At 58.5% G+C, this 26106-nt stretch carries 16 protein-coding genes; 10 read left to right on the top strand and 6 right to left on the bottom strand.

All coding sequences use genetic code 11. From position 1 onward, the window contains the following. Positions 1-46 precede the first annotated feature (46 nt). Entirely contained in the window at positions 47-1645 is a 1599-nt protein-coding gene (locus DBR16_RS10960; RefSeq protein WP_109261848.1) for an AMP-binding protein, read from the top strand. Here DBR16_RS10960 and DBR16_RS10955 read toward each other — a convergent pair. The 3 genes from DBR16_RS10955 to DBR16_RS10945 all read right to left on the bottom strand — a co-directional run bounded on the left by DBR16_RS10955 (position 1642) and on the right by DBR16_RS10945 (position 7917). Next, a complete protein-coding gene (locus DBR16_RS10955) occupies positions 1642-5568 on the bottom strand; it encodes a translocation/assembly module TamB domain-containing protein (protein WP_125184554.1) in 3927 nt (1308 codons plus the stop codon). The two genes, DBR16_RS10960 and DBR16_RS10955, sit on opposite strands and share 4 nt — an antisense overlap. Beyond that, positions 5565-7277, bottom strand: a complete 1713-nt coding sequence (locus DBR16_RS10950; protein ID WP_109261287.1) for an autotransporter assembly complex protein TamA — start codon at positions 7275-7277, stop codon at positions 5565-5567. Before DBR16_RS10950 ends, DBR16_RS10955 begins: the two co-directional genes overlap by 4 nt. A 316-nt stretch (positions 7278-7593) precedes the next feature. Then, positions 7594-7917, bottom strand: coding sequence for a UrcA family protein (locus DBR16_RS10945; RefSeq protein ID WP_109261286.1), 324 nt, complete (start codon positions 7915-7917; stop codon positions 7594-7596). Between the two features lie 327 nt (positions 7918-8244). Between DBR16_RS10945 and DBR16_RS10940 the strand changes: the two genes are divergently transcribed. From DBR16_RS10940 to DBR16_RS10925, 4 genes are all read left to right on the top strand, one after another. Further along, positions 8245-9615 carry a spinster family MFS transporter gene (locus DBR16_RS10940; protein WP_109261285.1) on the top strand — a complete coding sequence of 457 codons (1371 nt, stop codon included), beginning with the start codon at positions 8245-8247 and terminating at the stop codon, positions 9613-9615. Further along, positions 9612-10148 (top strand): DsrE family protein, encoded by a 537-nt coding sequence (locus DBR16_RS10935; RefSeq protein WP_233347763.1) that lies wholly within the window; start codon positions 9612-9614, stop codon positions 10146-10148. Before DBR16_RS10940 ends, DBR16_RS10935 begins: the two co-directional genes overlap by 4 nt. An 81-nt stretch (positions 10149-10229) precedes the next feature. Next, positions 10230-12107: a nucleoside-diphosphate sugar epimerase/dehydratase gene (locus DBR16_RS10930; RefSeq protein WP_109261284.1), complete on the top strand. Its 1878-nt coding sequence runs from the start codon at positions 10230-10232 to the stop codon at positions 12105-12107. Positions 12108-12264: 157 nt separating this feature from the next. Beyond that, on the top strand, positions 12265-13197 hold the full coding sequence (locus DBR16_RS10925; RefSeq protein WP_109261283.1) for an acyl-CoA desaturase: 933 nt from the start codon (positions 12265-12267) through the stop codon (positions 13195-13197). Here DBR16_RS10925 and DBR16_RS10920 read toward each other — a convergent pair. Further along, complete coding sequence (locus DBR16_RS10920) at positions 13194-15440, bottom strand: PAS domain-containing sensor histidine kinase (RefSeq protein ID WP_109261282.1); 2247 nt, start codon at positions 15438-15440, stop codon at positions 13194-13196. The genes DBR16_RS10925 and DBR16_RS10920 overlap by 4 nt on opposite strands. 154 nt (positions 15441-15594) lie before the next feature. Between DBR16_RS10920 and DBR16_RS10915 the strand changes: the two genes are divergently transcribed. The 4 genes from DBR16_RS10915 (at position 15595) to DBR16_RS10900 (ending at position 21676) form a co-directional block, all read left to right on the top strand. Beyond that, positions 15595-17454 carry an ABC transporter ATP-binding protein gene (locus tag DBR16_RS10915; RefSeq protein ID WP_109261281.1) on the top strand — a complete coding sequence of 620 codons (1860 nt, stop codon included), beginning with the start codon at positions 15595-15597 and terminating at the stop codon, positions 17452-17454. Positions 17455-17546: 92 nt separating this feature from the next. Further along, positions 17547-20399: a M16 family metallopeptidase gene (locus DBR16_RS10910; protein WP_109261280.1), complete on the top strand. Its 2853-nt coding sequence runs from the start codon at positions 17547-17549 to the stop codon at positions 20397-20399. 92 nt (positions 20400-20491) lie between these two features. Then, complete coding sequence (locus DBR16_RS10905) at positions 20492-21001, top strand: SRPBCC family protein (RefSeq protein WP_109261279.1); 510 nt, start codon at positions 20492-20494, stop codon at positions 20999-21001. A 51-nt stretch (positions 21002-21052) separates the two neighbouring features. After that, positions 21053-21676: an FKBP-type peptidyl-prolyl cis-trans isomerase gene (locus DBR16_RS10900; RefSeq protein WP_161539484.1), complete on the top strand. Its 624-nt coding sequence runs from the start codon at positions 21053-21055 to the stop codon at positions 21674-21676. Here the strand turns inward: DBR16_RS10900 and DBR16_RS10895 are convergent. Beyond that, positions 21673-23157: a pilus assembly protein gene (locus DBR16_RS10895; protein WP_109261277.1), complete on the bottom strand. Its 1485-nt coding sequence runs from the start codon at positions 23155-23157 to the stop codon at positions 21673-21675. The two genes, DBR16_RS10900 and DBR16_RS10895, sit on opposite strands and share 4 nt — an antisense overlap. A 107-nt stretch (positions 23158-23264) precedes the next feature. Then, a complete protein-coding gene (locus tag DBR16_RS10890) occupies positions 23265-24812 on the bottom strand; it encodes a pilus assembly protein TadG-related protein (RefSeq protein ID WP_109261276.1) in 1548 nt (515 codons plus the stop codon). Positions 24813-24940: 128 nt separating this feature from the next. Between DBR16_RS10890 and argE the strand changes: the two genes are divergently transcribed. Further along, the gene (gene argE / locus DBR16_RS10885; RefSeq protein WP_233347761.1) at positions 24941-26104 is read left to right on the top strand and encodes an acetylornithine deacetylase; all 1164 of its coding nucleotides are present in this window, start codon (positions 24941-24943) and stop codon (positions 26102-26104) included. The last annotated feature ends 2 nt before the right edge of the window (positions 26105-26106 follow it).

The raw sequence follows: 26106 nt of genomic DNA, 5'->3' as shown, positions 1-26106 counted from the left end.
GCGAGACTAAACAGCTGCGCGGCAAATGGGGAGAGATGCCATGCCGATGGCGCCATCAGGCTATGCGGACGGATTTGCGCGTGACAGCCTGCCAGCGGAAAGTGACTGGCCGGATTTCCGTTTTGACACTCCAGCCGTTGATTATCCTGAACGCCTGAATGCTGCCGCCGAATTACTGGACGCCGCGCTCGCGAAGGGCTGGGGGGACCGGGTTGCGGTCTATTCCGAAGCGCGAAGGCTGACTTATGCCGAGCTGGCGGCCGAGGCGAACCGGCTAGCCCATGTGCTTGTGGATGATCTCGATCTGGTCAGCGGTGAGCGTGTTCTGATCCACGGCCCCAATTCCATCGACATGATGGTGGCCTGGTATGGCGTGCTCAAGGCCGGAGGTATTGCGGTGATGACCATGCCGCTTCTGCGCGAGCCCGAAATCACCAAGATTGCCAAGAAAGCGAAAATCCGTCTGGCACTGTGTGCCGCGCCGCTTAAAGAGGCGGTGGAGAAATCAATGGCCACTGGCAGCGGCCTTGAGCGCCTGGTCCTGATGGGCAAGGGCGAAGAGATGGCTGTGCTCATGGCCACAAAGCCGGACAGCTTCGATGCGTGTGATACGGCGGCAGATGACATTGCCCTTCTGGCTTTCACATCTGGAACGACGGGCGAACCGAAGGCCTGCGCGCATTTCCATCGCAGCGTGCTGGCGATGGCCGACACGTTCGGCGCGATGCTGGAACCAGAAAAGGGCGATATCTATGCGGGCACGCCACCCTTTGCCTTCACGTTCGGGCTTGGCGCTTTCGTGGTCTTTCCAGCCCGGGCCGGTATCGCGGTTGCGCTGGCGCCCAGACCGGGTTTCGAGGCGCTGTGCGAAACGATTCAGCGCTTTGGTGTGACGCATACCTTCACCGCGCCGACCGGCTACAGGGCGATGATCGCGCTGAAAGACGCCTACGATCTGTCTTCGCTGCGTAGCGGCGTTTCGGCGGGCGAGCATTTGCCGGAAGCGACCTGGCGGGCGTGGAAAGATGCCACCGGTGTCCGTCTGGTTGACGGTATAGGCGCTACCGAAATGATCCATATTTTTATCTCCGCCACCGGGCGGGATATCCGGCCCGGTGCGACCGGAAAGGCCGTTCCCGGGTATGAGGCATGTGTCATTGGCGAGGACGGTGAACCCGTACCGGATGGCGAAATCGGAAAACTTGCCGTGCGGGGTCCGACGGGCTGTCTCTATCTCGCGGATGACCGGCAAAAAACATATGTCAGGAATGGCTGGAATATTACCGGTGATCTCTATCGCCGCGATCCGGATGGATATTTCTGGTATGTCAGCCGGGCTGATGATCTGATTGTGGCCTCCGGCTATAATATTGCCGGGCCAGAGGTCGAACAGGCTTTATTGATGCATGAGGCCGTAGCTGAATGTGCGGTCGTTGGTCAGGCCTGTGACAATCGCGGCACCATTGTCGCCGCGCATGTCGTTCTGAAACAACCGCTTCTCGCGGGGGAAGAAATGGCAAAGGAGCTGCAGGATTTCGTCAAGCTGACCATTGCGCCGTACAAATATCCGCGGGCGATTCATTTCACTGATGCCCTGCCGAAAACCCAGACCGGCAAGATTCAGCGTTTCCGGCTGCGAACCTAATCGTATTCTGTCCGCCAGCGCAGCGCGATGGACGCCTGGGTGTCGCCGGTCAGACGTGAGAGCAGCGTGAAATCCGGGGTCAGCGTCCATTCGAGACGCGCAGACGATAGCGCCGAGCCGCTGCTTTCCAGTTCCAGATAGACATCATCGGTCAATTGCTGGCCCCCGGTAATGACGATCTCGCCATTTTCACCGGCCGCAAAGTCCAGCCGGTCGAGCCCGGCTGCGCGCCGTAAACCGCCGACAATGCCGAACAGGTTCTGGCCGGAGAGCTGGGCGGCGATTGTCGCGGTTTCCAGCGGGCTCAACTGGCCGGAGTTGCGGTCGAACAACAGACGCGCGAGGATTTCATCCTCGGGCAGGGATGGCTCGCTCGAAAGCGTTAATTGCGGTGCGGAAACCGGTCCGGAAATACGGGCATCAACCGTCAAGCCTTCCCGCTGGTGCCGGGCCAGCAAGTCTATTTCCGCCGAACTGACGGGACCGGACAGCGCGACCCGCCCTTCCTGAAAACGGAATGCCCGATTGAGCAGGAAGGCCCGCCCGTTGACGAGAATGGCATCGCCATTGATATGCGGTGCGGACGGACTGCCTGTGACATGCCAGCTGCCGCGCCACTCCGTCGAGAACGCTTCGCCAGAAACAAAAATACTGTCATCGGCACGAACGCGAATATCATGGGTGACCGGAATGCGGCGTGCCGGTTGGCCGCTGCTGCCGTCCGGCCGGTTGATCTCGGTGACCTCGATTTCTGAAAAGGACGGCGCAGAGGCTTCCGGCGGGCGGGCATTGACGCGGTCGAGCACGACATCCCCGGTAATGTCTATCCCATTTCGCGATAGCACCACATCAGATGTGCCAGAGGCAATAACGGACAGATCCGGGCGTTGCACGGCGTTGAACCCGGAAAATTCGGCGCGCGCCGATGCTTCCCAGCCATTCTGACCCAATCCGCCTTCTCCTGAAACACTGAGCTCGCCGCCGGCAGGGCCCGTTGCGGTAAACTGCTCAATCCGAAAGCGGTCATTGTCCCATCGGGCGATTGCCGCGACATTCTCGATAGCCACGCCCAGTTCTTCAGAGACATAACGGCCGTCAGAAATAATTGTCTCGCCACGCAATTCCGGACGGAAAACGGTTCCGGACACGGCGAGATCCGCGCTAACTCTTCCGGCGAGCTGGCGGGAATCGGCGATGACCAGCGCCAGCAGTGGTTCGATGGCACCGGACATTGTCATCGTGCCGGACAGCGGCGCATCACTGCCCAGTTCCCGGAGATCGCCAATTGTGCCAGTCCGGGCCAGGTCCGCTTCGCCCGTCAGATCTACTCCTGCCACTGTGATCGCCAGATCCAGATTGTTGCCGAGCCGCCCGGTCAGGCCCAGATCAACAGCTCCGCTTTCCGCAAAGCGGCGGACAATTAGCTGGGTGGCACTGGCTTCCAGCGTCCCTGTCCAACGCCGGTCTGCGTAACCGAGGGCCAGATCAAGATCGATATTACCATCCAGCGCCGGCAGCGCTGCGGCCGTGGCGACAATCCCGGCGGGCAGATCCCTGATGGAGACCCGCAATTGCTCTTCTGCTGTCCAGCGGATGCGCGTCTCGCCGCCGCCTGTGATCAAATTGCCGGTCAGGGAGGGCGTGTCTCCGCTGAACCGGTAGATGACCGGCCCGGACGTCGAGATCGCGATACCGGCCCAGTCGGCTATCAAACGGGTTGCGACCTGATCTTCCGTCACTCTTGCCTCGGCCGAGAGGTTAAACGGGTCGCGGAACTCGCCGTTCGCTTCCACTGTGATCGCAATATCGCCAGAGCGGTTGGAAGCTGTCAGATCGACCCGGCTCAGCTCGCCACTCGAAAAACGCCAGTCGCGGCCAGCCACGGAAGCGGTGAAACCTTCGTCATCGAGCCGGGCACCGCCGGTAAAGCCGAAGCGGTCCAATTGCCCCTGGTCCAGGGTCAGAACCACAGTGCCGCTGCTGCGGAGCGCTGTGCCGGTGGCTTGCAGGTCCCCATGACCGGACCGGGTCTCCAGCTGCCAGTCCGCGGTCTGCTGGTCCGGACTATAGGCAAAGTCCAGACCAAGGCGCGGTTCGGCGAAAGCCTGCCCGGCCAGTTCGAAGCGTGGTGTGGAAATGACAATATTTCCCGTGGCGTTCTGGCCTTCCCCCGCTATTTCGAGCGCAAAGGCCGCGCCGCCGCCAATCACGGCATTTGCCAGGGCAAGGTCAGTATTGACCGCTGCGTCCAGAGCGGCGGTCCAGCTTTCTCCCGCGCCGCTGGCCTCACCCCGGAGGACGGTTTCTGTGCTCTCCAGGCCCAGATTTCCGATTTGCCAGGCGGTATAATCGCTGGTTATGCGAAAGGATGCCTCGGCATCGTTCAACAGCGCGGCCAACGTCTCCTGCCGCCATTGAATGTTTCCGCCATGAAGTTCTGCGCCGAGCGCCAACCGGTTGCGCGAAAGGTGTTCAATACGCAGATCTGCCGTTGATGTGCCGGAGGCCTGATCGGTCAAAGCGCCAATGTCGAGCAGAGCCAGCCGGGCATCGCCAGCCAGCACCCAGCCGTCCGGATCGAGTTGCACATCGCCGGTCACTTCCAACAGATCAGACGTCAGATTCAGTGCTTCGAAGACATAGAGTCCGTCATTCTGCCGGATTTCCGCCGAGAGGCCGGCCCAGGACAGTGAATCGATTTGCGGATTGTCCGGCAGTGCGACCTGCGAGGCCGTCAGGTCCGCAAAGATGGCGTTTTCGCCCTCGCTCCGCGTGAACAGGAGCGATCCGCCAATTTCCTCGATGGCCGTTCCGCCTGCACGGATATTGCCCGCCCGGAGAAGACCGTCTGCTGTGATGCCCGAGGCATAATCAACGATTCCTGACCATTCTGCCTGTTCAATCGCGACGCTGTTTCCGGCCAGTGCCTGCCAGACCGGCTGTGACAGTTCGAGGCTGGCGGAGACCCGTTGCGGCCCTGCCGGCGTCATATTGACCCGCCAGCCTTCGCCTCCTGCATCCACAAGGACCGGGCGGAATGGCGAGAGCGTGCCTTCGGCACGGATGCGGGCCTGCGGGTCGAATGGCAGGCTGCGGATGGCTTCAAAAACGCTTCCATCTGCATCTATGCGTGAGGTCCAGCGTTCTTCCTGCCAGTCAAAAGCGGCACTGGCGGCGTCTTCGCCAGCCAGTGTCAAACGAGCTTCGCCTGTCCCCTGATTCAGGGTGCCGCTCATCCGGCCCGCCAGCCGGGCATCGCGCCCTCCCAGATTCAGAAATGCAGCAATCGGCCCGTTGCCGGAAATAAAAGCGTCAGCTTCGCCTTCTATTCCGCCATCGTCTGTCCATGTGATTTCGCCGGCGACGCGGTCTCCCTCGACATCAGTGCGGACAATACTGACCGCCAGGCGGCCGCTGTCGCGAAGCCGCGCTTCGCCTTCTATCGAAAAGACTGCAGCTTCGCCGATAACGCTTTCACCAAGCGCGAGCTGCTGGATGTTGATGGCACCTGCCCTGATGGACGGCAAGCGGCCACCGCCCCCGGATGAGGCGGCCAGCACAGGACGGCGGTTCAATTCGATCTGTGCCGCAACAATCCGGTCAATGCTGATTTGGCCACCAAGAAGCGCCAGGGAATTCCAGCGGAGCGCAACTGTTTCGGCGGTGAGGAAAACCCCTTCGGTATCGCTGACAGAAATGCGTTCGACCCGGGGATTGCTTAGTATATTGCCGCTCAAGCCCTCGATATCGAGCACCAGTCCGCGAGGCAAATCGCGTTCATCGGCAAAATGCATCACCGCCCAGCGGCCTGCCGGTCCGGAGGCAGCCCAGATCAGACCCAACAGGAGGGTGAGCACTACGCCCAGCGCAATCAGGGACCGGATCAGCCAGCGTTTCAGCAAGGGGCGGTCTGAAAGGGTCAAAAGGCTTGCCCGATACTGATATAGACATGGACCGGGTCTTCACCCGAGCGGCGGTCCAGCGGCGTGGCCAGATCGAAACGCACAGGGGCGAAGTCGAAATAATAGCGAAGACCGAGGCCGATTCCGGTGCGGAGATTATCAAATTCGGGTGTCTGGTTTGCGCCTGCGAAAGCTGTATCAACAAATGCGACTGCACCCCACCTGCCTTCGCCACGCCAACGCAATTCAGCATTCAGTTCGGTCACCGAAAGACCTCCAGCCGGCGCGCCATCCGGTCCGAGCGGCGATAGTGTTTGATATTCAAATCCACGCGCTGACCCCCCTCCGCCGGCATAAAAGCGTTGGTCTGCCGCGATGTCGGTAGCCGCTGCGCCAATGATTGAGCCGAGCCGGATACGCGCTGCAGCGGTTAAGTGGCGCGATAAAGGGTAATAAGTACTGGTGCGGATTTCAGTCTGGAAATAGGCGGCTTCTGCGTCGCCAAAACTGTATCCAGGATTGACGATCAAGGCCGCCTGGACACCGGACTGCGGATCAAGCGGGTTATCCCGCTGGTCGAAAGCAAGTGCTGAGGTTAACCGCAGGGAATTGATATCCCGCTCGCCCGAGGCATCTGTTACGCGGGAGATGTCTGCGAGCGCACCCAGCCGCAAATCGAGATGTTCAGTCAATTCCCGGAACAGTGTGACCCCGGCGGTGAATTCATTCTGCTGGAATGCGTCGGTGTCTTCTGATTTAAGTCCGGTGGTCAACACCAGACGTTGATCAATGCGCCGCCAATATGGCACGGATAAGTCAGCCTGAAGTGACTGAACGAGTGTCGCCAGCTCTCCGCTGAGGCTCAAGGATTCGTCTCCGCCAAACAGGTTCCGCCGTGTCCAGGAGGCGCCGATGCCAGCGCCTTCGGTGGTCGACAGGCTTATTGTGGCTTCAACAGCATGGCGTGGTGCCGGGGTTAGTGCGACATTTACCTCACGAATGTCATCGCCATTCTCCGATGGGCCGAGACTGACAAGGGCGCTGCGCACGCTGGTGAGTCCCTCGAGGCGGCTCTCGAACGCGTTGAGCCCGGACAGGCGGGCGGGAGCGCCAGGTTCGAATGTGGCCAGTCTTTGAACGAAGGCAGGACGCCAACCCCGCGTCTGCAGCTGGACATTTCCATAGCGGGTAAAGGGCCCGGTGCGGAAGTGAAAGCGCACATCCCCTACTTGTTGCGCATGATCAACCACGACATCACGGGGCAGAGCCTCGGCTTCAGGCCAGCCTTCGTTTTCCAGCGCTGCCTGGGCCGCTGCCTCTGCTCCCAGCACCCATTCGGCGGTCAGTGCATTGTCTGCCGGGCGCTCAATGGCATTGCGGGCAATGGCGTTGGCAGCGCCCGAGCCGGTTTCGACCGATACATCATCCAGTGCAAATTGTGCTCCTGTGGAAATGCGGAGCAGAGGCAGGCCTGTCTCATCTACCTCAGCCAGAATCTCGGCGGCGTAATATCCCTGCGCCCGAAGGAAGCGGGACGCCCGGTCCTGAGCTGTGCGCAGCTCTCTCCGGATCGCAATTTCGTTGCTCAGGGGCGCTTTTGACGTGCCGAGGATTTCATAGATTCTTTCCTCAAGCGCTGCATCGCCAATGCCTTGCAGACGTGCCAGCGGCTCCTCGCTGAAAACGGGAGGTGCCAACGCCACAAGAATTGTCAGTGCGAGTCTCAACATTCGTATTTCAGTCCAGCCAAGTGACCCTGTTCAAGCTTTTCAGCCTACAAGCTGCTGTCCCGCATGAATACTTCTGGCTCGTAGTCAGAATGTGTGGCGGGAATTTGTTGATCTCTGCCAACTTCGATCAATTCAGGCGTTCTGGCGGCGATACGTCCGGTATGTCTTTTTCACGCTGCAATTGGGTCGCGAAAATGAAAACACCCGGCACGAAGTCCGGGTGTTTCAAAAATGGTAGCGGCCGGCAAGGCCCGATCCCGCAGGACGGGGGTCATTCAGACCCGGCCGGCGCTACTCTGCGCTATAACGGTGTTGATCAGACACCGTCATCCCGGGCTGCCAGCTCGACGCTGCCAACCGAGCCTGTTGCCCGCTCATGCACCGCTGCCAGTGCCGGGCTGTCAAATTGTTCGACGACGGCCGCAAGGACCTGAATGTGACAGGTTTCAAGTTGCGGCGCGTCCACGAGATCAGCGCAATAGTCCAGAACCGCCGTGTCCAGCCGCTCATATAATTGCGCGACACTCTGCGTATTTTCGAGGTCAGAGGTATTTGCGGCAAACTGGAATATTTCGCCTGCCCCGAAGGCTGGCGCAGCCAGAACGCCTGCGGCAGCGATTGCGAGAATTGTTTTCTTCATTTCGGATCTCCCCTGATTGTGTCGGGATCGTTATGCTAGTGTCACCGGATTGTCATATATTTGTAAACGATTTGAGTACGGACAAAAAGCGGATTTTTGTGACAATGACAGATACGTAAATAACACATTAAATAACAATGGGATAAAAAGTTTGCGTCAGGTGCGTTTGATCTGATCCTGTTTGTGAATTGGTGAAGTTCTCCCGAATTTCAGCTTGAACCTTCCTGGTTTGTCCACATAGCGGAGTCGATTGCCAGATTCGCCGCTTGCTTTAGTGTGGCTGTCAAAGCCACGTACCGGAAAGGGGCGGGCGAAGGGGGAGAACTTATGGCCGATCAAGCTGTGGCCGGCGCTGCGCGCCTGCAAAGCCCGGGCTATGCCCGATATGTCATTCTGGCCCTGTTTGTGGTCTATACTTTCAACTTCATCGACCGCCAGATCGTTGCGGTCATGCAGGAGCCGATCAAGGCCTATTTCGGTCTTTCGGACTTGCAGCTGGGTCTGCTGACCGGCCCGGCCTTTGCCTTGCTCTATGCTGTGTTGGGGTTGCCGATTGCCTTTCTGGCTGACCGGTGGAACCGGGTGTCGATCATCTCCATATCGCTGGCGGTCTGGAGCGCGTTTACCGCGCTGTTCGGACTGGTAAACTCCTATCTCATGCTGTTCCTGATGCGGGTGGGTGTCGGGATCGGCGAGGCCGGGTGTTCGCCGCCCGCTCACTCGCTCATTTCTGACTATGTACCGCCGCGCAAGCGTGCCGGTGCACTCTCTGTCTATTCGCTGGGCATTCCGATCGGATCGGTGCTGGGCATTCTCATTACGGCGATCCTGTACCGCTGGGTTGCCGACTATTACGAAGTCCATGGTGCGCCTCAGTATCTTGCGGTCATCGGCGCAGATGTTGCCTGGCGTGTTCCCTTTCTGATCATTGGCATTCCCGGGGTCATCCTCGCCATCATCCTGAAGCTGACTGTCAAGGAGCCACCGCGTGGACGCTTCGACGGTGCTGCGCAGGATGGCAGCAAGTCCTCGCTGGGAGATGTTGTCCGGGCGCTCTCGAAAAAGCCGTCTTTCTGGTACCTTGCTTTCGCGGCCGCCATTGCGTCGCTCGTAGGCTATGGCCTCTTTCCATGGCTGCTGAGCTATTTCATACGCATCTCGCTGGCGGCCGGCGTGGCTCCGCAGGATGCACTGGCGAATGCCGCCATCCCTTATTCCTTTGTTATCGGTGGCGGCGGGTTCATCGGCACGCTGGCAGGGGGATATCTGACCGACAGGTTTTCGGGAAAATGGCTGGGGGCTTATACGGCGATTCCAGGCACAGCCTTGCTGATTTCATTGCCGCTCTATTTTGCGTCGCTCTCCATTCCGCCCAACTGGATGGCTTTCCTGCTCCTGGGTGTCGCCAGCGCGCTGGGATCGATGTGGTATGGTCCGGTCTGGGCAGTCGCGCAAAACCTTGTGAAGCCTTCGATGCGGGCCATGGCACCCGCTGTGCTATTATTCATAATCAACATTATCGGGTTGGGGATGGGGCCACCGGCGGTGGGAGCGCTCAGTGACTATTTCCGCGAAGCTTACGGTGATCAGGCGTTACGGTATGCCATCATGGCGATTGCCGGAATGATTATTCCTGCGGCGGCGCTATTCCTGCTGGCATCAAGATCTGTAGCCAGAGACTGGGAGGCAGGCGAATGAGAATATCCGGCAAACTCCTGATCTGCATTGCAGGCGGTCTGGCCATGCTCAGTGCGCCGGCTGCAGCGGCCCAGCAGGCGTTTTCAACCGGACCGGTGATCGAGAATTTCGGGCCGGTGGCAGACATTCCGGGCGCACAAGTTCTGTCGCCGGATACACGGTTACGTGTGGCGTTCGATACAGCAATGCCTGCAGAAAACGGCGAGTTGAACCGGACGCTGGTATCCGCGGCGCGTTTTCTGAATATGCATGCGCGAGCCGGTCTTGATCTCGAGAATATCGATCTTGCGATTGTCGTTCACGGGCGTGCGGTTCTTGATGTTGCGGATGTGGAAGGGGGACAATCCGGCCTCAACGCGGCGCTTGTCGAGGCGCTCACCGGGCACGAGGTCGAGATTTTTGTCTGCGGTCAGTCGGCGGCCCATTATGGCGTTGCGGCAGAAAGCCTTCTGCCAGGGGTTACAATGTCACTGTCTGCGATGACAGCGCATGCTCTGTTGCAAGAGGATGGCTATACGCTGAACCCGTTCTGACGACTGCAAAATTTCACCCACATACGGCCCGGCTTCCGTATAAGCTGCCTATTCTGAAATGCTGGAGGAGCGGGGGCTCTTTTGCTGACAATAACAACCAAGTTGCTGATTGATGTCCTGATTGCGCTCGGGGCATTTGCGGGCGGCTGGTTTCTGGCCTCTCCCGGCAGCTTGCCGTCAGGCGGCTACGGGGCGTGGTTTGCAAACGGGCTGGTTTTCGCCATCCTAATCATCATTGCGCAGCTGCCGGCGCGCGTCTACCGGCATTCATGGCGTTATGTATCCCCGCCGGACCTGCTCCGGATCGTCCAGGTTACCTTGTTTGCAACACTGGGGCTGGCGGCCATCAATTACCTGATTTTCCGTCAGGCCATGGGGTCTGGCGAGTTTTACGGTTTTGCCTGGATGCTGGCGACGGGCGGAATGATGCTGGTCCGGTCTGCTGTCCGCGCGGCGCGGGAGCAGAGACTGTCGGAATTGCTTCTGCCGTTTCCGGTCAAACCTATCCATGCGGGCAAGCCCCGTATGATTCTGATCGGTACACCTGCGGATGTGGAAGCGACACTGCGCGAAGTGAGTGACCGGCCTGACTTTGGATATGAGCCGGTTGGCATAGTCCTCGACGAAGACAGTCTGTCCGGGCAGGGCATAAGAGGCATTCGCGTACTCGGCAGCACAAAAGTGCTGGAAGCGATTGCCGATGCGCAGACAGACGGCGCCGAAAGCGATATTGCGTTGGTATTCACTGCGCCGCCGACATCGCTCAAGGGCATCGACCGTGCGGCAATCGCGCGTTTACGCAAACGTGACTTTCGAATCCTGACATTGCCGCGGACAGCCGAATTGTCGGAAAGCGATCATCGCCGTTTCCGGTTACGCAAGCTGAAGCTGGAAGACTTGTTGTCGCGGCCGCCGGTCACACTGCCACTTGAGCCCTTGCGTACCGGATTCCGCGGGCGCCGGGTAATGGTCACCGGAGCCGGGGGCACGATCGGTGCCGAACTTTGCCGCCAAGCGGCGGCTCTGGGCTGTTCAGAGCTGGTGATGTTGGATTTTGCGGAGACTCCACTTTTTGATATTGATCGCGAGATTTCGGAAAAATTCACTTCGGTCAAACATCGCGCTCTGTTGCGTGATATTCGTGATGGCGAAGCCATCAGGGATGTCATCGAAACGACCCGTCCGCAGGTCATTTTTCACGCTGCAGCACTCAAGCATGTCTCGTTGATGGAGGAGCATCCGCGGCAGGCTGTGGAGACGAATGTCCTTGGGACCGCGAATGTTGCCCGCGCCGCGCGCGAATTCGGTGTCGCACAAATGGTACTGATCTCGACGGACAAGGCCGTGGCACCGGTTAACGTCATGGGGGGAGCGAAACGGCTCGCCGAGGCCGTCATTCACAGGATGGCCGAGGAGGCTGATGGACCAACACGCTTTGGTGTCGTGCGGTTCGGCAATGTGCTGGGTTCAAATGGTTCGGTGGTTCCGATTTTCCGATCCCAGATTGAGGCTGGCGGTCCGGTGACGATTACACATCCGGATATGGAGAGATATTTCATGACTGTGCCGGAGGCCGTACAGCTGGTCCTCCATGCCACGCTTGAAGCGGCGAAGAATGGCGGTGACCCTGCAGTTTATGTGCTGGATATGGGTGAGCCGGTCAAAATCATGGATATGGCCCAACGCCTGATCGAATTATGTGCGCCCGCGGGCTCGGAATCCGACATTGAAATTGAAGTCACGGGGTTGCGTCCGGGCGAGAAAATACGGGAATCTCTGATTGACGCCGGTGAGGAACTCATTTCGACGATGGACGGACTGCAAAAAGTCAGGCCAAATCCGGCGAGCCGATATGGCTGGGCGGATGTTGAAAGCCTCATCGAATTTTCTCGAACCCACAGTGCTGTAGAGCTTTCTGACCAGATTCGATCCGATGTCGGACGAATTCGTGAAAATTGAAACAATTTGTCGTACATCAATAAGTTGTAATTTCAGGCATTTGTTTGTTTACGGACGTTTCATTTGCCCTTGCCAATCTTCCTAAAAAGCGCACATCGTGCATCATGTTGAAAGCCAGACCAGCTCCCGTGTCTGAAGTGTCCAGAAGGTTGAATGAATGACTCCTGATGACTCCATCATTGCCCGCTCTGAAGCGATACTGAAAAATTGGCGCACGCTGGACTGGGCCAGCGTTTTCTCGGCGATTGTCTACCCGGCCCTTGGTGTTCTGGCGCTGCTGGCGGCCATCATTACCGGACTCATTTTTGAAGGTGTGACGCTGCACTGGTGGTATGCTCCTCTGGCCATAGCCGCGACAGGCATGGCCATCTTTATCTGCAATATGGGCATTGGGCCCCTTCACAGAGTGCTGCAACACCGCGCAGGCCAGCTGGCCGTGCCGGCGCAGATCATGGTGATGGTCAATTGCATCATTGCGATGCAAGGCCGAATGAAGGACTGGGTAAATTATCATACCCAGCACCATCATTGGGCCGACCGTGCCGGCGACCCGCATAATCCGCATGAAAGCAAGCTATGGGCCTGGGTTGGCTGGTTAATGTGGCGTGACGCAGCCGATCTCGAGCGCCCGACGGCGCGATGGCTGGACCGGTATTCTGTGGTTCGCTTCCACGACAAGCACTTCCTCTGGCTTTATCTGATCGCCCACCTTCTGGTGCCACTGGCTGCATATGCCATCACCTATATGCTTGGCGGGCCGATTGTTCTCATCGCAATTCTTCACGCGTCTCTGGTGATTGGCCGCGCTATCCAGTTTCATGCGACCACCCTTGGCGTCAATGTGTTCGGCCATCTGAATACGCCTAAATGGTTTGATTATTTCCTGGCCTTCCTGACAGGTGGCGAAGCGCTCCACGGGCACCATCACGAGTTTCCGCGTAGTGCTCTGCACTTGCCCAAGCGGGGATTCTGGAACCGCATTGTCGATTATAACGGCACGGCCCTGCTGATCATGAACAAGCTGAAGCTGGCCAGAGACCTCAAGATTGCACCGCAATTCCTGCCAGCGCCTGTGCCGGTGAGTCGTTAGGCAACTCGTTGCTGTGCCGCATTGTGCGGCAGGAATACAGTAAAGGTCGAACCGGACTGCGGCCGGGTATCAACAGATATCCGGCCGTTTTGCCGATCGACAGCCTGGCGGACAACAGCCAGACCGATACCGGCACCTTCATATTCACCGCGGGGGTGCAATCGGCGGAATGGTTCGAATATCTGGGCGGCGAATTTGGGATCGAAGCCAATCCCGTTATCCGTGACCGAGATTGACCAGCCTTCGGGCGCCCTTTCCATTTTGATGCTGATTTCAGGTGCCTTCAGCGACCGGTATTTGATGGCGTTGGAGAGAAGGTTTTGCAGGATCTGTGTCAGCAGGAACCGGTCGGCGAATATCTCGTCTTCACCGGTTACGGTAACCTTGGTTTCCGTCTGTGTAATCCGTGTTGATAGCTGAGCTTCAATTTCCGCCGTCAAAGCCCTCAGCGACAGTTGCTCCGGCTTGACCGGACGAATTTCAAGCTGGGAATATTCGAGAAGGTCGTCTATCAGCTTTTGCATCCGTGATGCGGCATCAGCAAGAAATTCCAGACACCTGATCCCGTCAGTGTCCATCTGTCCGGCATAGCGGTTCCGGAGCATGGCGGCAAAAGCGGTAATTTTCCTCAGCGGTTCTTGCAGATCATGAGAGGCGATCGTCGCAAAGCGGTCCAGTTCCCGGTTGGAGCGTTCCAGATCGCGATAGGCTTTGCGAAGTTGTGTGACATCCGTGATGACACCATAGCCGACGCGTTCGCCAGTTTCAGGGTGGGTTTCGAGATAGGCATTCATCAGCCCGTCGATCACCTCACCATTCTTTTTGCGGAATTGCAGCGCGACGTCTCTGGCCCTACCGTTGACCATAAAATCCGAAAGAGCATGATTTGTGGCATATATGCGTGATTCTTCCGTCAGGAATTCCACAGACGGGCGGCCGATCACTTCGTCGCGAGTATAGCCCATATGGCTGAGCCAATAGGCGCTGACATCTGTCACGATCCCGTTGGAATCAATCTGGTGCAGCATGGCCGGCGTGTTTCTGAAAATGGTCTCGAACCGATAACGCTCTGCTTCCAGCCGCTCATGCAGTCTTATCGTCTCGGTTTCGTCCTTGATGATGCCGTTGGCAACCAGTCCCCGGCCATCCTCCGAATGACGTGTGACCCCGCCAATTGAGCGAATCCAACGCCAATCGCCATTCTTGTCCTTCAGCCGATAGGCGACATTGACCTCATTTGTCCGGCCTTCGGCCATGTTGGCTGTCTTGCGGATAACATTCCCGACGTCTTCACGATGCAATAACGAACACCAATAGGCGCCGGTAAACTCCTCGTTGGGCGTCCGGAGCTTCACATGACGTGCCAGCGGACCGCTGAGCCGGCAAACATTGTTGACAAGGTCAAAACGCCAGGCACCGAGATCCGCTGCTTCCAGTGCTGCTGACAAATAAGTCCCCGTTTCTGCATGCCGGAGTTCAAGCGCCTTGTGCTGGGACACATCCGTCAAAAGGCCGGCTGCGATCAACGGGTTTCCGCTGGCATCCCGCCGGATGAGGCGGCCTGTGTCGATTACGAACACCTCTGATCCATCTAGCGATTGAAAGACGAGGTCCGCCCGGCCTTCTCCACTAGCGAGTATGTCAGCGATCAGGGCATCGCAAAATTGCCGGCTATCGCCGATCAGGCGGCTTTTCCATTTCTCGAGGCTCATGGTCAGTTTTCCGTCTGCCGCGCCGAAAACCGTGCGCGCCACAGGCCCCGCGACTTCGATTTCACTGGCGGCAATATTCAGCCGCCACGCAGTCTCACGGCTGGATTCCAGAGCATCCAGATAGATCCGATCGGCTTCCGATGTCACTCTCTGATGAATCTGCTCGCACGTGACGTCCCGCACGATGGCCATAAAACCGGTGATGCGGCCATTTTCATCCCGTAAAGGAATTCCGACGGTCTCGCATATGATTTCGCGACCGTCCTTTCGGGCGTAGGACTGGATATACGGCTTTGAAATAAAGCGGCTGGAAGCCTCGTCCCGGACTTTCCAGACTTGTTCGAATGCGGCCTTGTCAGGATAGAAGGTTTCTACAGACCGTCCGATGAGCTCCTCGCGGGAATAACCCATCAGCTTCACAAAAGCCGGATTGATGTCCTGGACTTCACGATTTGCGCCAGTCACGATCACCGCATCGGGAGAGGTCTCGAACAAAGATTCCAGTGCGGCCGTGATTGGACGAATGCTCATCTGTCATTTCCCTGGCGAATCGCAGCGCAGGATACGAAATCCCCACCAATTCGTAACCTTCTTCGCATTGCTGTTACCGGCCTGATGTGAATGCTGGCCAAAATGGTCGCGGGCTTTATCCTCGCGATGTTGGCATAACCAAGGATGTTCCCTCGTGACGCAGCAGCCCAGCACCGGTTCCGCCCCCATTCTCTCGGTAGAGGATCTGGCGGTGACGTTTTCGACGCCGGATGGCGCGGTCGAAGCCGTCAAGGGTATCAATCTCCACATCAATCCCGGCGAGTGTCTGGCGGTTGTGGGAGAGTCAGGATCCGGCAAGAGCCAGACCTTTCTGTCAGCCATGGGCCTGTTGGCCTCCAATGGGCGCGCGACCGGATCAATCAGGTATCGCGGTACCGAAATCCTGAATCTGCGCCCGGGCAAGCTCAATCGCATTCGCGGGAAGTCAATGACGATGATCTTTCAGGATCCTCTGACCTCACTGACCCCGCATATGCGCGTCGGTGACCAGATGCGCGAAGTCTTGAAAAAACACATGAATTTGAAGGGTGATGCGGCAGACAAGCGCGCACTCGACTGGCTGGAACGCGTCCGGATTCCGGAAGCGAAAAGCCGTTTGAATCAGTATCCGCACGAGTTGTCCGGCGGAATGCGGCAGCGTGTAATGATCGCCATGTCGATGCTGTGCGAGCCGGACCTGTTGATTGCTGACGAGCCGACAACGGCGCTGGATGTGACCGTCCAGGCCCAGGTGCTGGACATCATGGATGATCTGAAGCGCGAGACCGGTGCTGCCATCGCGCTCATCACGCATGATATGGGCGTGGTGGCGCGCATGGCGGACCGTGTCGAGGTGATGCGCCATGGTGTATATGTGGAAAGCGGTCCGGTAGAGCAGATTTTCCACAATCCGGAGAATGACTACACGCGGATGCTGCTGGATGCGATGCCGCGAATCGACCAGCCCGACAAGCTCGGCCATGTCGCCTTGCCGACCTATGAGGAAGTCTCGGGCTCGGAGCCCATGTTGGAAGTGGACGATGTAAAGGTTCACTTCCCGATCAATGTCGGCGGCGGTCTGATTCCGAAACGCAAGCCTTTGAAAGCGGTTGATGGCGTCAGTTTTGATTTGCGCAAGGGGGAGACGCTGGGGGTTGTCGGTGAATCCGGTTGCGGTAAATCGACTTTGGCCCGCGCTGTCCTTCAACTGGTGCCAACGACCGCTGGCACGGTTGCCTGGCTTGGCAAGGACCTGACGTCGATCCGCAAGAACACACTGCGCAAAACCCGCCGCGACCTGCAGATTGTATTCCAGGATCCTCTTGCATCGCTCGACCCTCGCATGACGGTTGGATCGTCGATTGCGGAGCCGTTGCTCACCTATGAGCGTCAACTAAACCGGTCACAACGGCAGGACCGGGTCCGGAATATGATGGAAAAAGTCGGTCTCGATCCAGACATGATCAACCGCTACCCGCACGAATTGTCTGGTGGCCAGAATCAGCGCGTCGGTATTGCCCGTGCCATGATCCTGAGTCCGAAACTGGTGATCTGTGACGAGGCCGTTTCTGCTCTGGACGTCTCCATTCAGGCGCAGATCATCAAATTGCTGATTGACCTCCAGAAGGAGATGGATCTGTCGATGATTTTCATCTCCCACGACCTGTCGGTTGTGCGCGAAGTCTCTCACCGGGTCATGGTGCTCTATCTGGGGCGCGTGGTGGAGCTGGCCGACCGCAAGGCGATCTATGATGATGCCCGCCACCCCTATACACAGGCCCTGATTTCGGCTGTACCCATTCCTGATCCCGATGTTGAAAAATCCCGGAAGCGGTTGAAGCTGGAAGGGGATCTGCCCTCACCGATGGACCCGCGGGCGCAATTGCGTTTCCTCAAATCGCGGCTCATTGACGACCCGGAAGCCGAGCAATACCGGCCACAGCTTCAGGAAGTATCGCCGGGGCATTTTGTCGCCGAACATGATCCGATCGAAACGGTTCTCGCGACCGACTAGGCTGAGCGGTATTCTGACTTTTATTTTATTAAGTGAAATGCGGCGGGACCTGTAGGGTCCGGCCCAAAGGCAATTTTCCGGAAGGATATAACATGTTCCCAGATATTCGCGTGCTACGCCGTCCGGCTATGGCCATTATCGCCGGGCTGGCGATGGTCATGTTGCCTGCGGTGGCGGCTTCCGCATTGCAGGGCGATGGTTTTGCCCAGGACAGAAGCGATATTCCGGCGGACCCGGGGGTCCGGTATGGCCAGCTGGAGAACGGTTTGCGTTACGCGATCATGGTGAATGATACGCCTCCGGATACCGCATCAATCCGTATGGCGTTCAATGTCGGCTCCATGGTCGAGGAAGATGATCAGCGCGGCCTTGCCCACTTCATCGAACACATGGCCTTCAATGGCACTCTGAACGTGCCTGAAGGCGAAATGGTCGCCTTGCTGGAGCGCTATGGCCTGCAATTCGGCCCTGACACAAATGCGGGTACAAATCGCGAATATGTCGTCTATCAGCTCGACATGCCGGAAGTCGATGACGAGACGGTTGATACCGGTCTGTTCATCATGCGCGAGACGGCGTCGAACATGTCGCTGGATATCGAAGCGATTGACCGGGAGCGCGATATCATCCTGTCAGAAGAGCGGGTCCGAAATACGCCTGTCCGGCGCTGGAGCAATGCGCTTATGGAGTTTCGCTATCCGGACTCCCTGGTGGCCCGGCGGGATGCCATCGGTATCCCGGAAGTGATCCGGACCGCTCCGCGCGAAGCCTTCACGCGCTATTATGATGCCTATTACACGCCTGACCGTGCGATGCTGGTCATTGTCGGTGACATCAATCCCGACCGGGTTGAAGCCGAGATCGCGGAAATCTTTTCTGACTGGTCACAATCGGAATCGGAGCCCGAACCTCCTGTAGCCGGCGCTGTTGATATAGAACGCGGTTTCGAAACCGGATATTTCCACGATCCTGAATTTTTCACCGTATTGACGGTGGAATCCGTACAGCCCGACACAATTGAAGCCGATACGATCGCGAGCCGCTTTGACGGGCTCCTGGATTCACTGGCGACGTCGATCGTGTCGCGCCGCTTTTCGACGATTATCAATACCGGGACGTCGCCGCTGCTTCAGGGCGGTGCCGGCTATTCAACAGACGAATACGGTTTCGCGGCGCGTGCCAATATTCTGGCCGTTGCCCAGCCGGATCGCTGGGAAGACGGCCTCGCCCTCGTCGAGCAGGAATTGCGCCGGGCGCTGGAACACGGCTTCACCCAGGCGGAGCTGGACGAACAACTCACCAATCTGCGGACGGCTCTCGAAACCGCTGTAGAGCAGGCTGATACGCGTGCCTCATCCTCGCTTTCGAATGCTCTTTGGAGTTCCTGGAGATACAATCAGGTTTTCAATCACCCTGCCGACACGCTGGCGCGGTATAATGGCTTGGAAGACAACATTACGCTTGAGGCCGTCAATGCGGCCTTCCGCGCGCAATGGGCCGGAAACGGGCCGCTGGTCTTCCTCGCGACCTCGCTCGAGATTGATGAGGCCGAAGCGCGTATTGCCGAAGTCTGGAATGAGAGTGCGCAGACAGACGTTGAAGCGATGGAAGAGGCCGAACTGGCAGCCTGGGCGTACGAGGATTTCGGCGCTCCGGGTGCAATTGTCGAGCGGACCGAAATCGCGGATCTGGGCGTTACACGTCTGGTCTTCGAAAACGGCGTGCGGGCCTCACTCAAGGCGACGGATTTCGAAGATGATGTCATCCGGATCAACATGACGTTTGGCCGGGGCGATATCGAACCCCGGCAGGAGGCAGTGGTCGATACGGTTGCCAGCAGCGTGTTCACATCCGGTGGCCTGGAAGCGCATTCCTTCGACGATCTGTCCCGCATTCTGGCCGGACGCAATGTCGGCGGTGGTTTCAGTGTGGGGGCAGGGTCTTTCACGATGTCGGCGACCACGACACCGGCCGATCTCGGCCTGCAATTCCAGCTGTTGGCGGCCTATATGACAGCGCCGGGCTACCGGCCGGAAAGCCTTGCGCAATTCCGGGCATCACTGCCGGAGCTGCGCCGCAATCTGGGCTCTACCCCGGCGGGGATACGCTCCCGGGATGTTGCCCGTATGCTGCGTTCCGGCGATACGCGCTATGGTTTCCCGACGGAGTCCGAAACCGATGCCGTCGATCTGGGCGATGTGCGCGCCTTCCTGACGCCGGCACTGCAAAATGCGCCGATCGAGATCACTGTCGTTGGCGATTTTGAAGAGCAGGCTGTCATTGATGCAATTGCGGGTACGATCGGTGCCTTGCCGCCGCGGGCCGATGATTGGCCGGACTATGCTGAAAACCGCATTCTGGAATTCCCGGAAGCCACAGATGAACCGATCCGCCTTACCCATAATGGCGGGGATGACCAGGCGCTGGTGAATGTCTATTGGCCGACCACGGACGACAGCGACATCCGCAGGTCACGGGTCATCCGCCTGATGCGTGCCGTCATGGCGCTCAAGCTGACGGAACAGCTACGCGAAGGGGCAGCCTTCACCTATTCGGCGTCGTCCTCGAATGTCGAAAGTTTCTACCATCCCGGTTATGGCTATCTCTATGTCGGCGCCGACATCCGAGTCGAGAATATCGATCCGGTTTATGAGGCGATCGGGCAGATCGCAGCTGATATGGCCAATGGCGAAATTACGGATGATGAGCTCTTGCGCGCGAGACGGCCGCTTCTGGAGCAGATCCAGAACGCGTTCGAGAGCAATCCGGCATGGCTGGGCTGGTTGTCCCAATCATTTGAATATCCCGAACGGCTCGACCGCATCCGGACGATTACAGACGACTATTCGGATATCACTTTGGAAGAGATTGTGACCGCTGCGCGCACCTATCTGGTTGATGAGACGGCTTACCGCGTGACCATCCTTCCGGCTTCGGCTGAATAGCTTGCTGTGTAGGACTGTCACAGAGATATGCATCGCGGTTACCACGAGGATGTCGTAGTATCGCGCGTATCGCTATTTCGCGGGAGATCTGGATGTTTCGGGTTCTGGTTTTCATTATCCTGTCGGGAGCGCTGTTCTCTGCGCCGGCGCTCGCCACCAACCGGATTATTGTGGCGTCTGTCGAGGTGGAGGCGACGCCGGGAGAAATCTGGGAGATGTGGACGACAGAGGAGGGCCTGGCCTTCTTTGCCCCGGCATCCCGTATCGATCTGCGTCCGGGGGGTGATTATGAGGTCTATTTCCTTCCTGACGCGCCGGAAGGCCAGCGCGGGTCAGAAGGCACGACTGTGCTCGGCTTTCAGGAAAACCGGATGCTGACAGTGACCTGGGCCATGCCACCTTACATGCCGGAGGTGCGGCCGCATCTGACGCCACTGACCATCGAAATCATGCCGGTGTCTGACACCCTGACGTCCGTGACCCTGACGCATACCGGCTGGGGCGAGGGCGGCGAATGGGACGAGGCCTATGCCTATTTCCAGCAGAACTGGCCACTGGTCCTGACGGCGATGTCAGAGGCATTGACCGATGCTGCCGAATAGGCTGCGATGGGCTCGTCCAAAGAGAAATCAAGACCGCTTCCGGAGTCCGCCATGCGTTTTACTGCCCTTGTCCCGCTTGCCCTCCTGACCGCTTGCACAAGCGCGCCATCCGAACCTCCTGTACCCGCGGACCCCTCTGACCCCGCGTCAATTGTGGCGGCGGCACGTCAATGTGATCCGGCTGATTTTGACGGCATGGATGTGCCTGATATTGGCGAGCCCAGATTCGAGGGAAATCCCAGCACTGCGGAGCGCAATCAGGTTGAGGGCTCGCTCTATCTCGAGCGGATGAATTTTCAGCCTTGCGTCTATGCGCTGCCATCAGGCCTGCAGTTCCGTATCCTGCGGGCTGCCGGGGAGGAGGGGCTGACCCCGGAAGGCGGTGAAATCGTCCGCGTTCATTATCAAGGCACGAGCATTGATGGGGAGGAGTTTGACTCCTCATATTCCCGGGGTGCGCCTGCTGAGTTTCCTTCGGACCGCCTGATCCGTGGCTGGGTCGAGGCACTGGGCCTTATGCGGACAGGAGAGGAGTGGGAACTCTTCATACCGGCCGAGCTCGGTTACGGCGCGCGCGGAACACCCGGCGGCCCGATCGGTCCGGAACAAACTTTGTATTTCCGGATGGAACTGATCTGCTTGCCGGGCCGCGAAGATGGCAACTGCGGAGATTAACGCGACAGACGCAGATTGACGAGATCGCCCGCGATCAGCTCGAAAGCATCGCGCAGGGCTTCGTTTGACGGGCTGTCGAAATAGAGGCTGGGATGGGAGGCGCAATCGCGCATCATGTCCCGCGTCGAAGTCGAGCTGACCTGGAAGGTGATAGTATAAACTCGGATGCCCTGTTCGCGGGCATAGGCGCAGGCTGCGGCCGTTCGCTCGTCCAGGGCATTGCCGAGCGCCCACGAGCTCGACGTGATGAGACCCAGCCGTCCCTCACGGATATAGCCATAGCCGGAATAATCCGAGTAATTGATATTGCCACGCCCATTGATGACATTCTCGCCGTCGGTGAGGATCACCATGGCCTTGATATTCTCGTCATCATCATACGCATTTCCCTCGGTAAAGGGTTCTTGCGGAGAAAGTACGCGGACGCCCCAGCTGATGCCGATCGGGATATTCGTCGTGCCACTGGCGATCATGTCGCCAATGGCGTTATCAATCACCGACCGGCTCCGGGTCAGCGGTGTGATCGGACGGGCTGTGCAGCCCCAGTTGGATGCCGCCCCGGATGGATTAACACCTGCATATTTATAGGAGTTCATCAGGCGGAAAAGCTGGTTTGAACTGCCCGTCCCGTCCGACATGTAACTGTTGCTGTAACCCGAATAATAGCTGGGTTCGTCCGGGGCAAAATAGGGCAGGAAAAGTGTATCCGGATCCCCGGGAGATGGCGGAACATCCTCGATATCCAGTGGAATATCGCGGGCCTCCACACATCCATCCCAGCTTTCATACTGCATGGAATCAATCACGTCCCAGCGATTGGCGTCCGGGTAGAAATTGTTGGAATGGTTCGGCGCGATCCCGTCCGGGTCCAGCCACCAGGCCCGCTCAAATTGGCGGCCGACATTCACAGTCGATGAGAAAGGCACGAGGCCGATCTCGAGCATGTCCGGATCATCGGCATTGTCGTGCAGGATGTCGGTGAGCATCAGGGCGGCATCGCGCAGGGCGCTGATCTTCGAGCCCGACATGGAACCGGTATTGTCCAGCACCATGACGAGCTCGAGCGCCGTGCGGGCGCGGCGGACTTCAGTCTCCCAGTCGACGGTCAGATGATCAATGCCGATCAGCCCGAGAAACGCCGTCTGAACCCGCGATGTGCCGGAGAGGATGACAATATTATTGGTATCGTCGATCTCGACATTGACGGGGCCAAGATCACCGATCTCGTAGGCAGGGTAATTGGCCGTTACGATGGCCTGGGCCAGAGACACCGCGTCCTGTGGCAAAAGGCTGGGTGAGGACCCGACAGCGAGTGCGGCCGCGTCCAGCGATTCTGCAAGGCGCGCCCGGGCATTCATCGCCTGATTGAAGTCCACCGCTCCGCCCCCCATGACGACGATCGGCACGAGCATGAGCGAAAACAGCATGGCGACATTGCCGCGTGTATCGCGGCCAAACGTCCTGAGCCCTGAAAACTTCATTGCAGGCCATCCCTGTTCCAACGGGAAACAGGAATCCGCAAATGAAAACCCCGCGCACGGACTTCCTGTGCGCGGGGTTAAAAATCGGTCGCCATATCGTCTCAGATTTAGCGCGAAATCCGTAGATTGGCGAGGTCACCGGCGATCACCTCGAACGCCTCTTCAAGCGCTTCATTCGACGGGCTGTCGAAATAGAGGCTGGGATGAGACGCACAATCACGCATCATGTTCTGCGTCGCAGAATTCCGTACCTGGAATGTAATCGTATAGATGCGGATACCCTGATCGCGCGCATAGCGGCAGGCTGCCAGCGTGCGTTCATCCAGCGCATCCGACAGACGGTTGCTCGACGAGGTCCGGATGCCCAACCGGCCATCTGCAATGTATCCATAGGCATTATATCGCGACATCAGTGCGGAATTGTGCCCGCTGAGGACATTGTCACCATCGGTCAGGATCACCATCGCCTTGATGGTTTCGCGATCGCCATAGGCAGTGCCCTCGGTAAACGGCTCCTGCGGCGAGATCAGGCGGATGCCCCAGCCAATACCATTGGGAATATTGGTGTTTCCACTCGCGCCCATCGCTGAAATGGCGTTCTCGACCGTGCGACGGTCATGTGTCATCGGCGTGACCGGCGTGGTGGTGCAGCCATCATTGGGCCCGCCACGGTTCGGTCGACCAGATTCGTATTTCGCAAGATTCCTGAGGCGTTCGAATATACCGCCGCCGATGTCGTCGTCGAGATAGTCATTATAGAAGTTCGAGATATCCGGCTCGTCCGGCGCAAAAAAGGGCAGGAACAGGGTTTCCGGATTGGCCCGGCTGGGCGGTACGTCCTCGATGTCCAGCGGCACAGCCCGCGCCTCGACACACCCTGCCCAGCTGGTATTGCGCAACTGATCAAAAAACTCCCAGGCATTGGGCACAATGGTTTCCGTTGTGCAGGTCCTGCGGCGACCACGTCCTGTACAGGTTTCGATTTCCTGTGCGCCCCCCGCCCATTGCGCATGCAGCGGGCTTTCGGCATCGGGATCCAGCCACCAGGCGCGCTCGAATTGTGTTCCGACATTCACTGTCGCGGCAAATGGCACCAGTCCAATCCTGACATCGTCGGGCTCCTGTGCGCCGTCAAACAGGATATCGGTGAGAAGGGCAGCGGCATCCCGCAGGGACCGGATTTTCGATCCGCTCATGGAGCCGGTATTGTCGAGCACCATGACGAGTTCGAGATTTTGCTGGGCCCGACGGACCTCGCTCATCCAGTCCACATTGATATAGTCCATTCCCATGATGCCGAGCAGCGTCGTTTCGACCCGTGACTGGCCGGAAATCTGTACGATGCCATTTACGTCATCAACGCTCACCGAGATCGAGTGGACACTGCCGATTTCGCGCGCCGGATAATTGGCCTCGATATAATCGAGCGCCATCTGTTCGGCCTGTCCGCGGGACAGGTTGGGTTGCGAGCCGACTGCGAGTGCAGCGGCATCCAGCGCTTCGGCGAGCCGTCCGCGGGCATTCATGGCCTGTGCAAAATCAACCGCACCGCCTCCCATGACCGAAATCGGCACCAGAGCGATTGCGAATACCGTTGCGACATTACCGCCGGAAGCCCGGAGGAAGTGTGCGAATTTTGAAATAATTCCGCGCATTGTTGCAGGCCTTTATTCACCATTCCTGAGCGGAAAATGCCTGAAACGTCTTAAAATCACGTGGAAAGAAAGGGTTTCCCGAACCTTAAGGGCGGGCTAGGGAGATGGACCCTGAAGGATGGACTTCCGTGACCGCTCACACTCTTGACTCCGTTAAGGCCTGCATTGCCGATCTGATCGGGATCGCGACCGTCTCCCGCGACAGCAATCTGAAACTCATCGACTATATTGAAGCCCGCCTTTCAGCTCTCGGGGCCGTTTGTGAGCGGACAGTGGATGCCTCCGGTACGAAAGCCAATCTGCACGCCGTGCTCGGGCCAGAGGTGGATGGCGGCGTGGTCCTGTCCGGTCATACCGATGTCGTTCCTGTCGATGGGCAGGACTGGTCCACAGACCCCTTTGTGATGACCGAAGCCGATGGGCGTTTGTATGGACGCGGCACGTGCGACATGAAGGGCTTTATCGCCTGCTGCCTGGTTCTGGCGCGGGATTATGCGCGCCAGGCGTTGAAGCGCCCGGTCCATTTTGCGTTTTCCTATGATGAAGAAGTCGGGTGCCTGGGCGCGCCGGACATGATCCGTGAAATGACCGCGAACGGCCCGCAGCCCGCGATTGCCATTATCGGCGAACCGACCGGAATGAAAGTGGTGACCGGGCATAAGGGCCTTTATTCGGTGCGCGTGGAAATCGAGGGCCTGGAAGCACATTCCTCCAAGGTCGAGGACGGGGCTTGCGCTGTCACACATGCTGTCCCGCTGATGCAATATCTGGTCGATCAGGCCGAAGCCTGGCGGCAAGCGGCTCCGGCTGAGAGCCCGTTTGACCCGCCCTATGGCACGATCACGATTGGTCAGATGGAAGGCGGGACGGCAACAAACATCCTGGCCCGCAAGGCCTGGTTTGAAAGTCTTATGCGGCCTGCCCCGTGGGATGATGCCCGCGCCGCCGGCGAGGCTTTGCGGGAGAAAGCGGCCGAGGTGCAAGCCCGGATGCGGCGTTATGCGCCCGGCGCCCGGGTCGATGTAATCCAGCGATCGGATGCGCCGCCGCTCCGGCCCGAAGAGAACGGCGCGGCTGAAGAGCTGGCGCGCCGTTTGACAGGTGATAATGCCCGGCGCTTTGTGGCGTTCGGAACCGAAGCCGGATTATTCCAGACAGCAGGCCTGTCGACTGTGGTGTGCGGCCCTGGCTATATCGAGCAGGCGCACAAAGCTGACGAATTCGTGGAGCTGAGCCAGCTGGAGGCGTGTATCGGTTTTCTCACCCGCCTCTCGGCATGGCTGACGGAATGATG

The sequence above is a fragment of the Hyphobacterium indicum genome (assembly GCF_003129605.1).
Lineage (GTDB): Bacteria > Pseudomonadota > Alphaproteobacteria > Caulobacterales > Maricaulaceae > Hyphobacterium > Hyphobacterium indicum.
The sequence above is the reverse complement of the archived record's forward strand: the minus strand, read 5'-3'. Positions and strand labels throughout refer to the sequence as shown.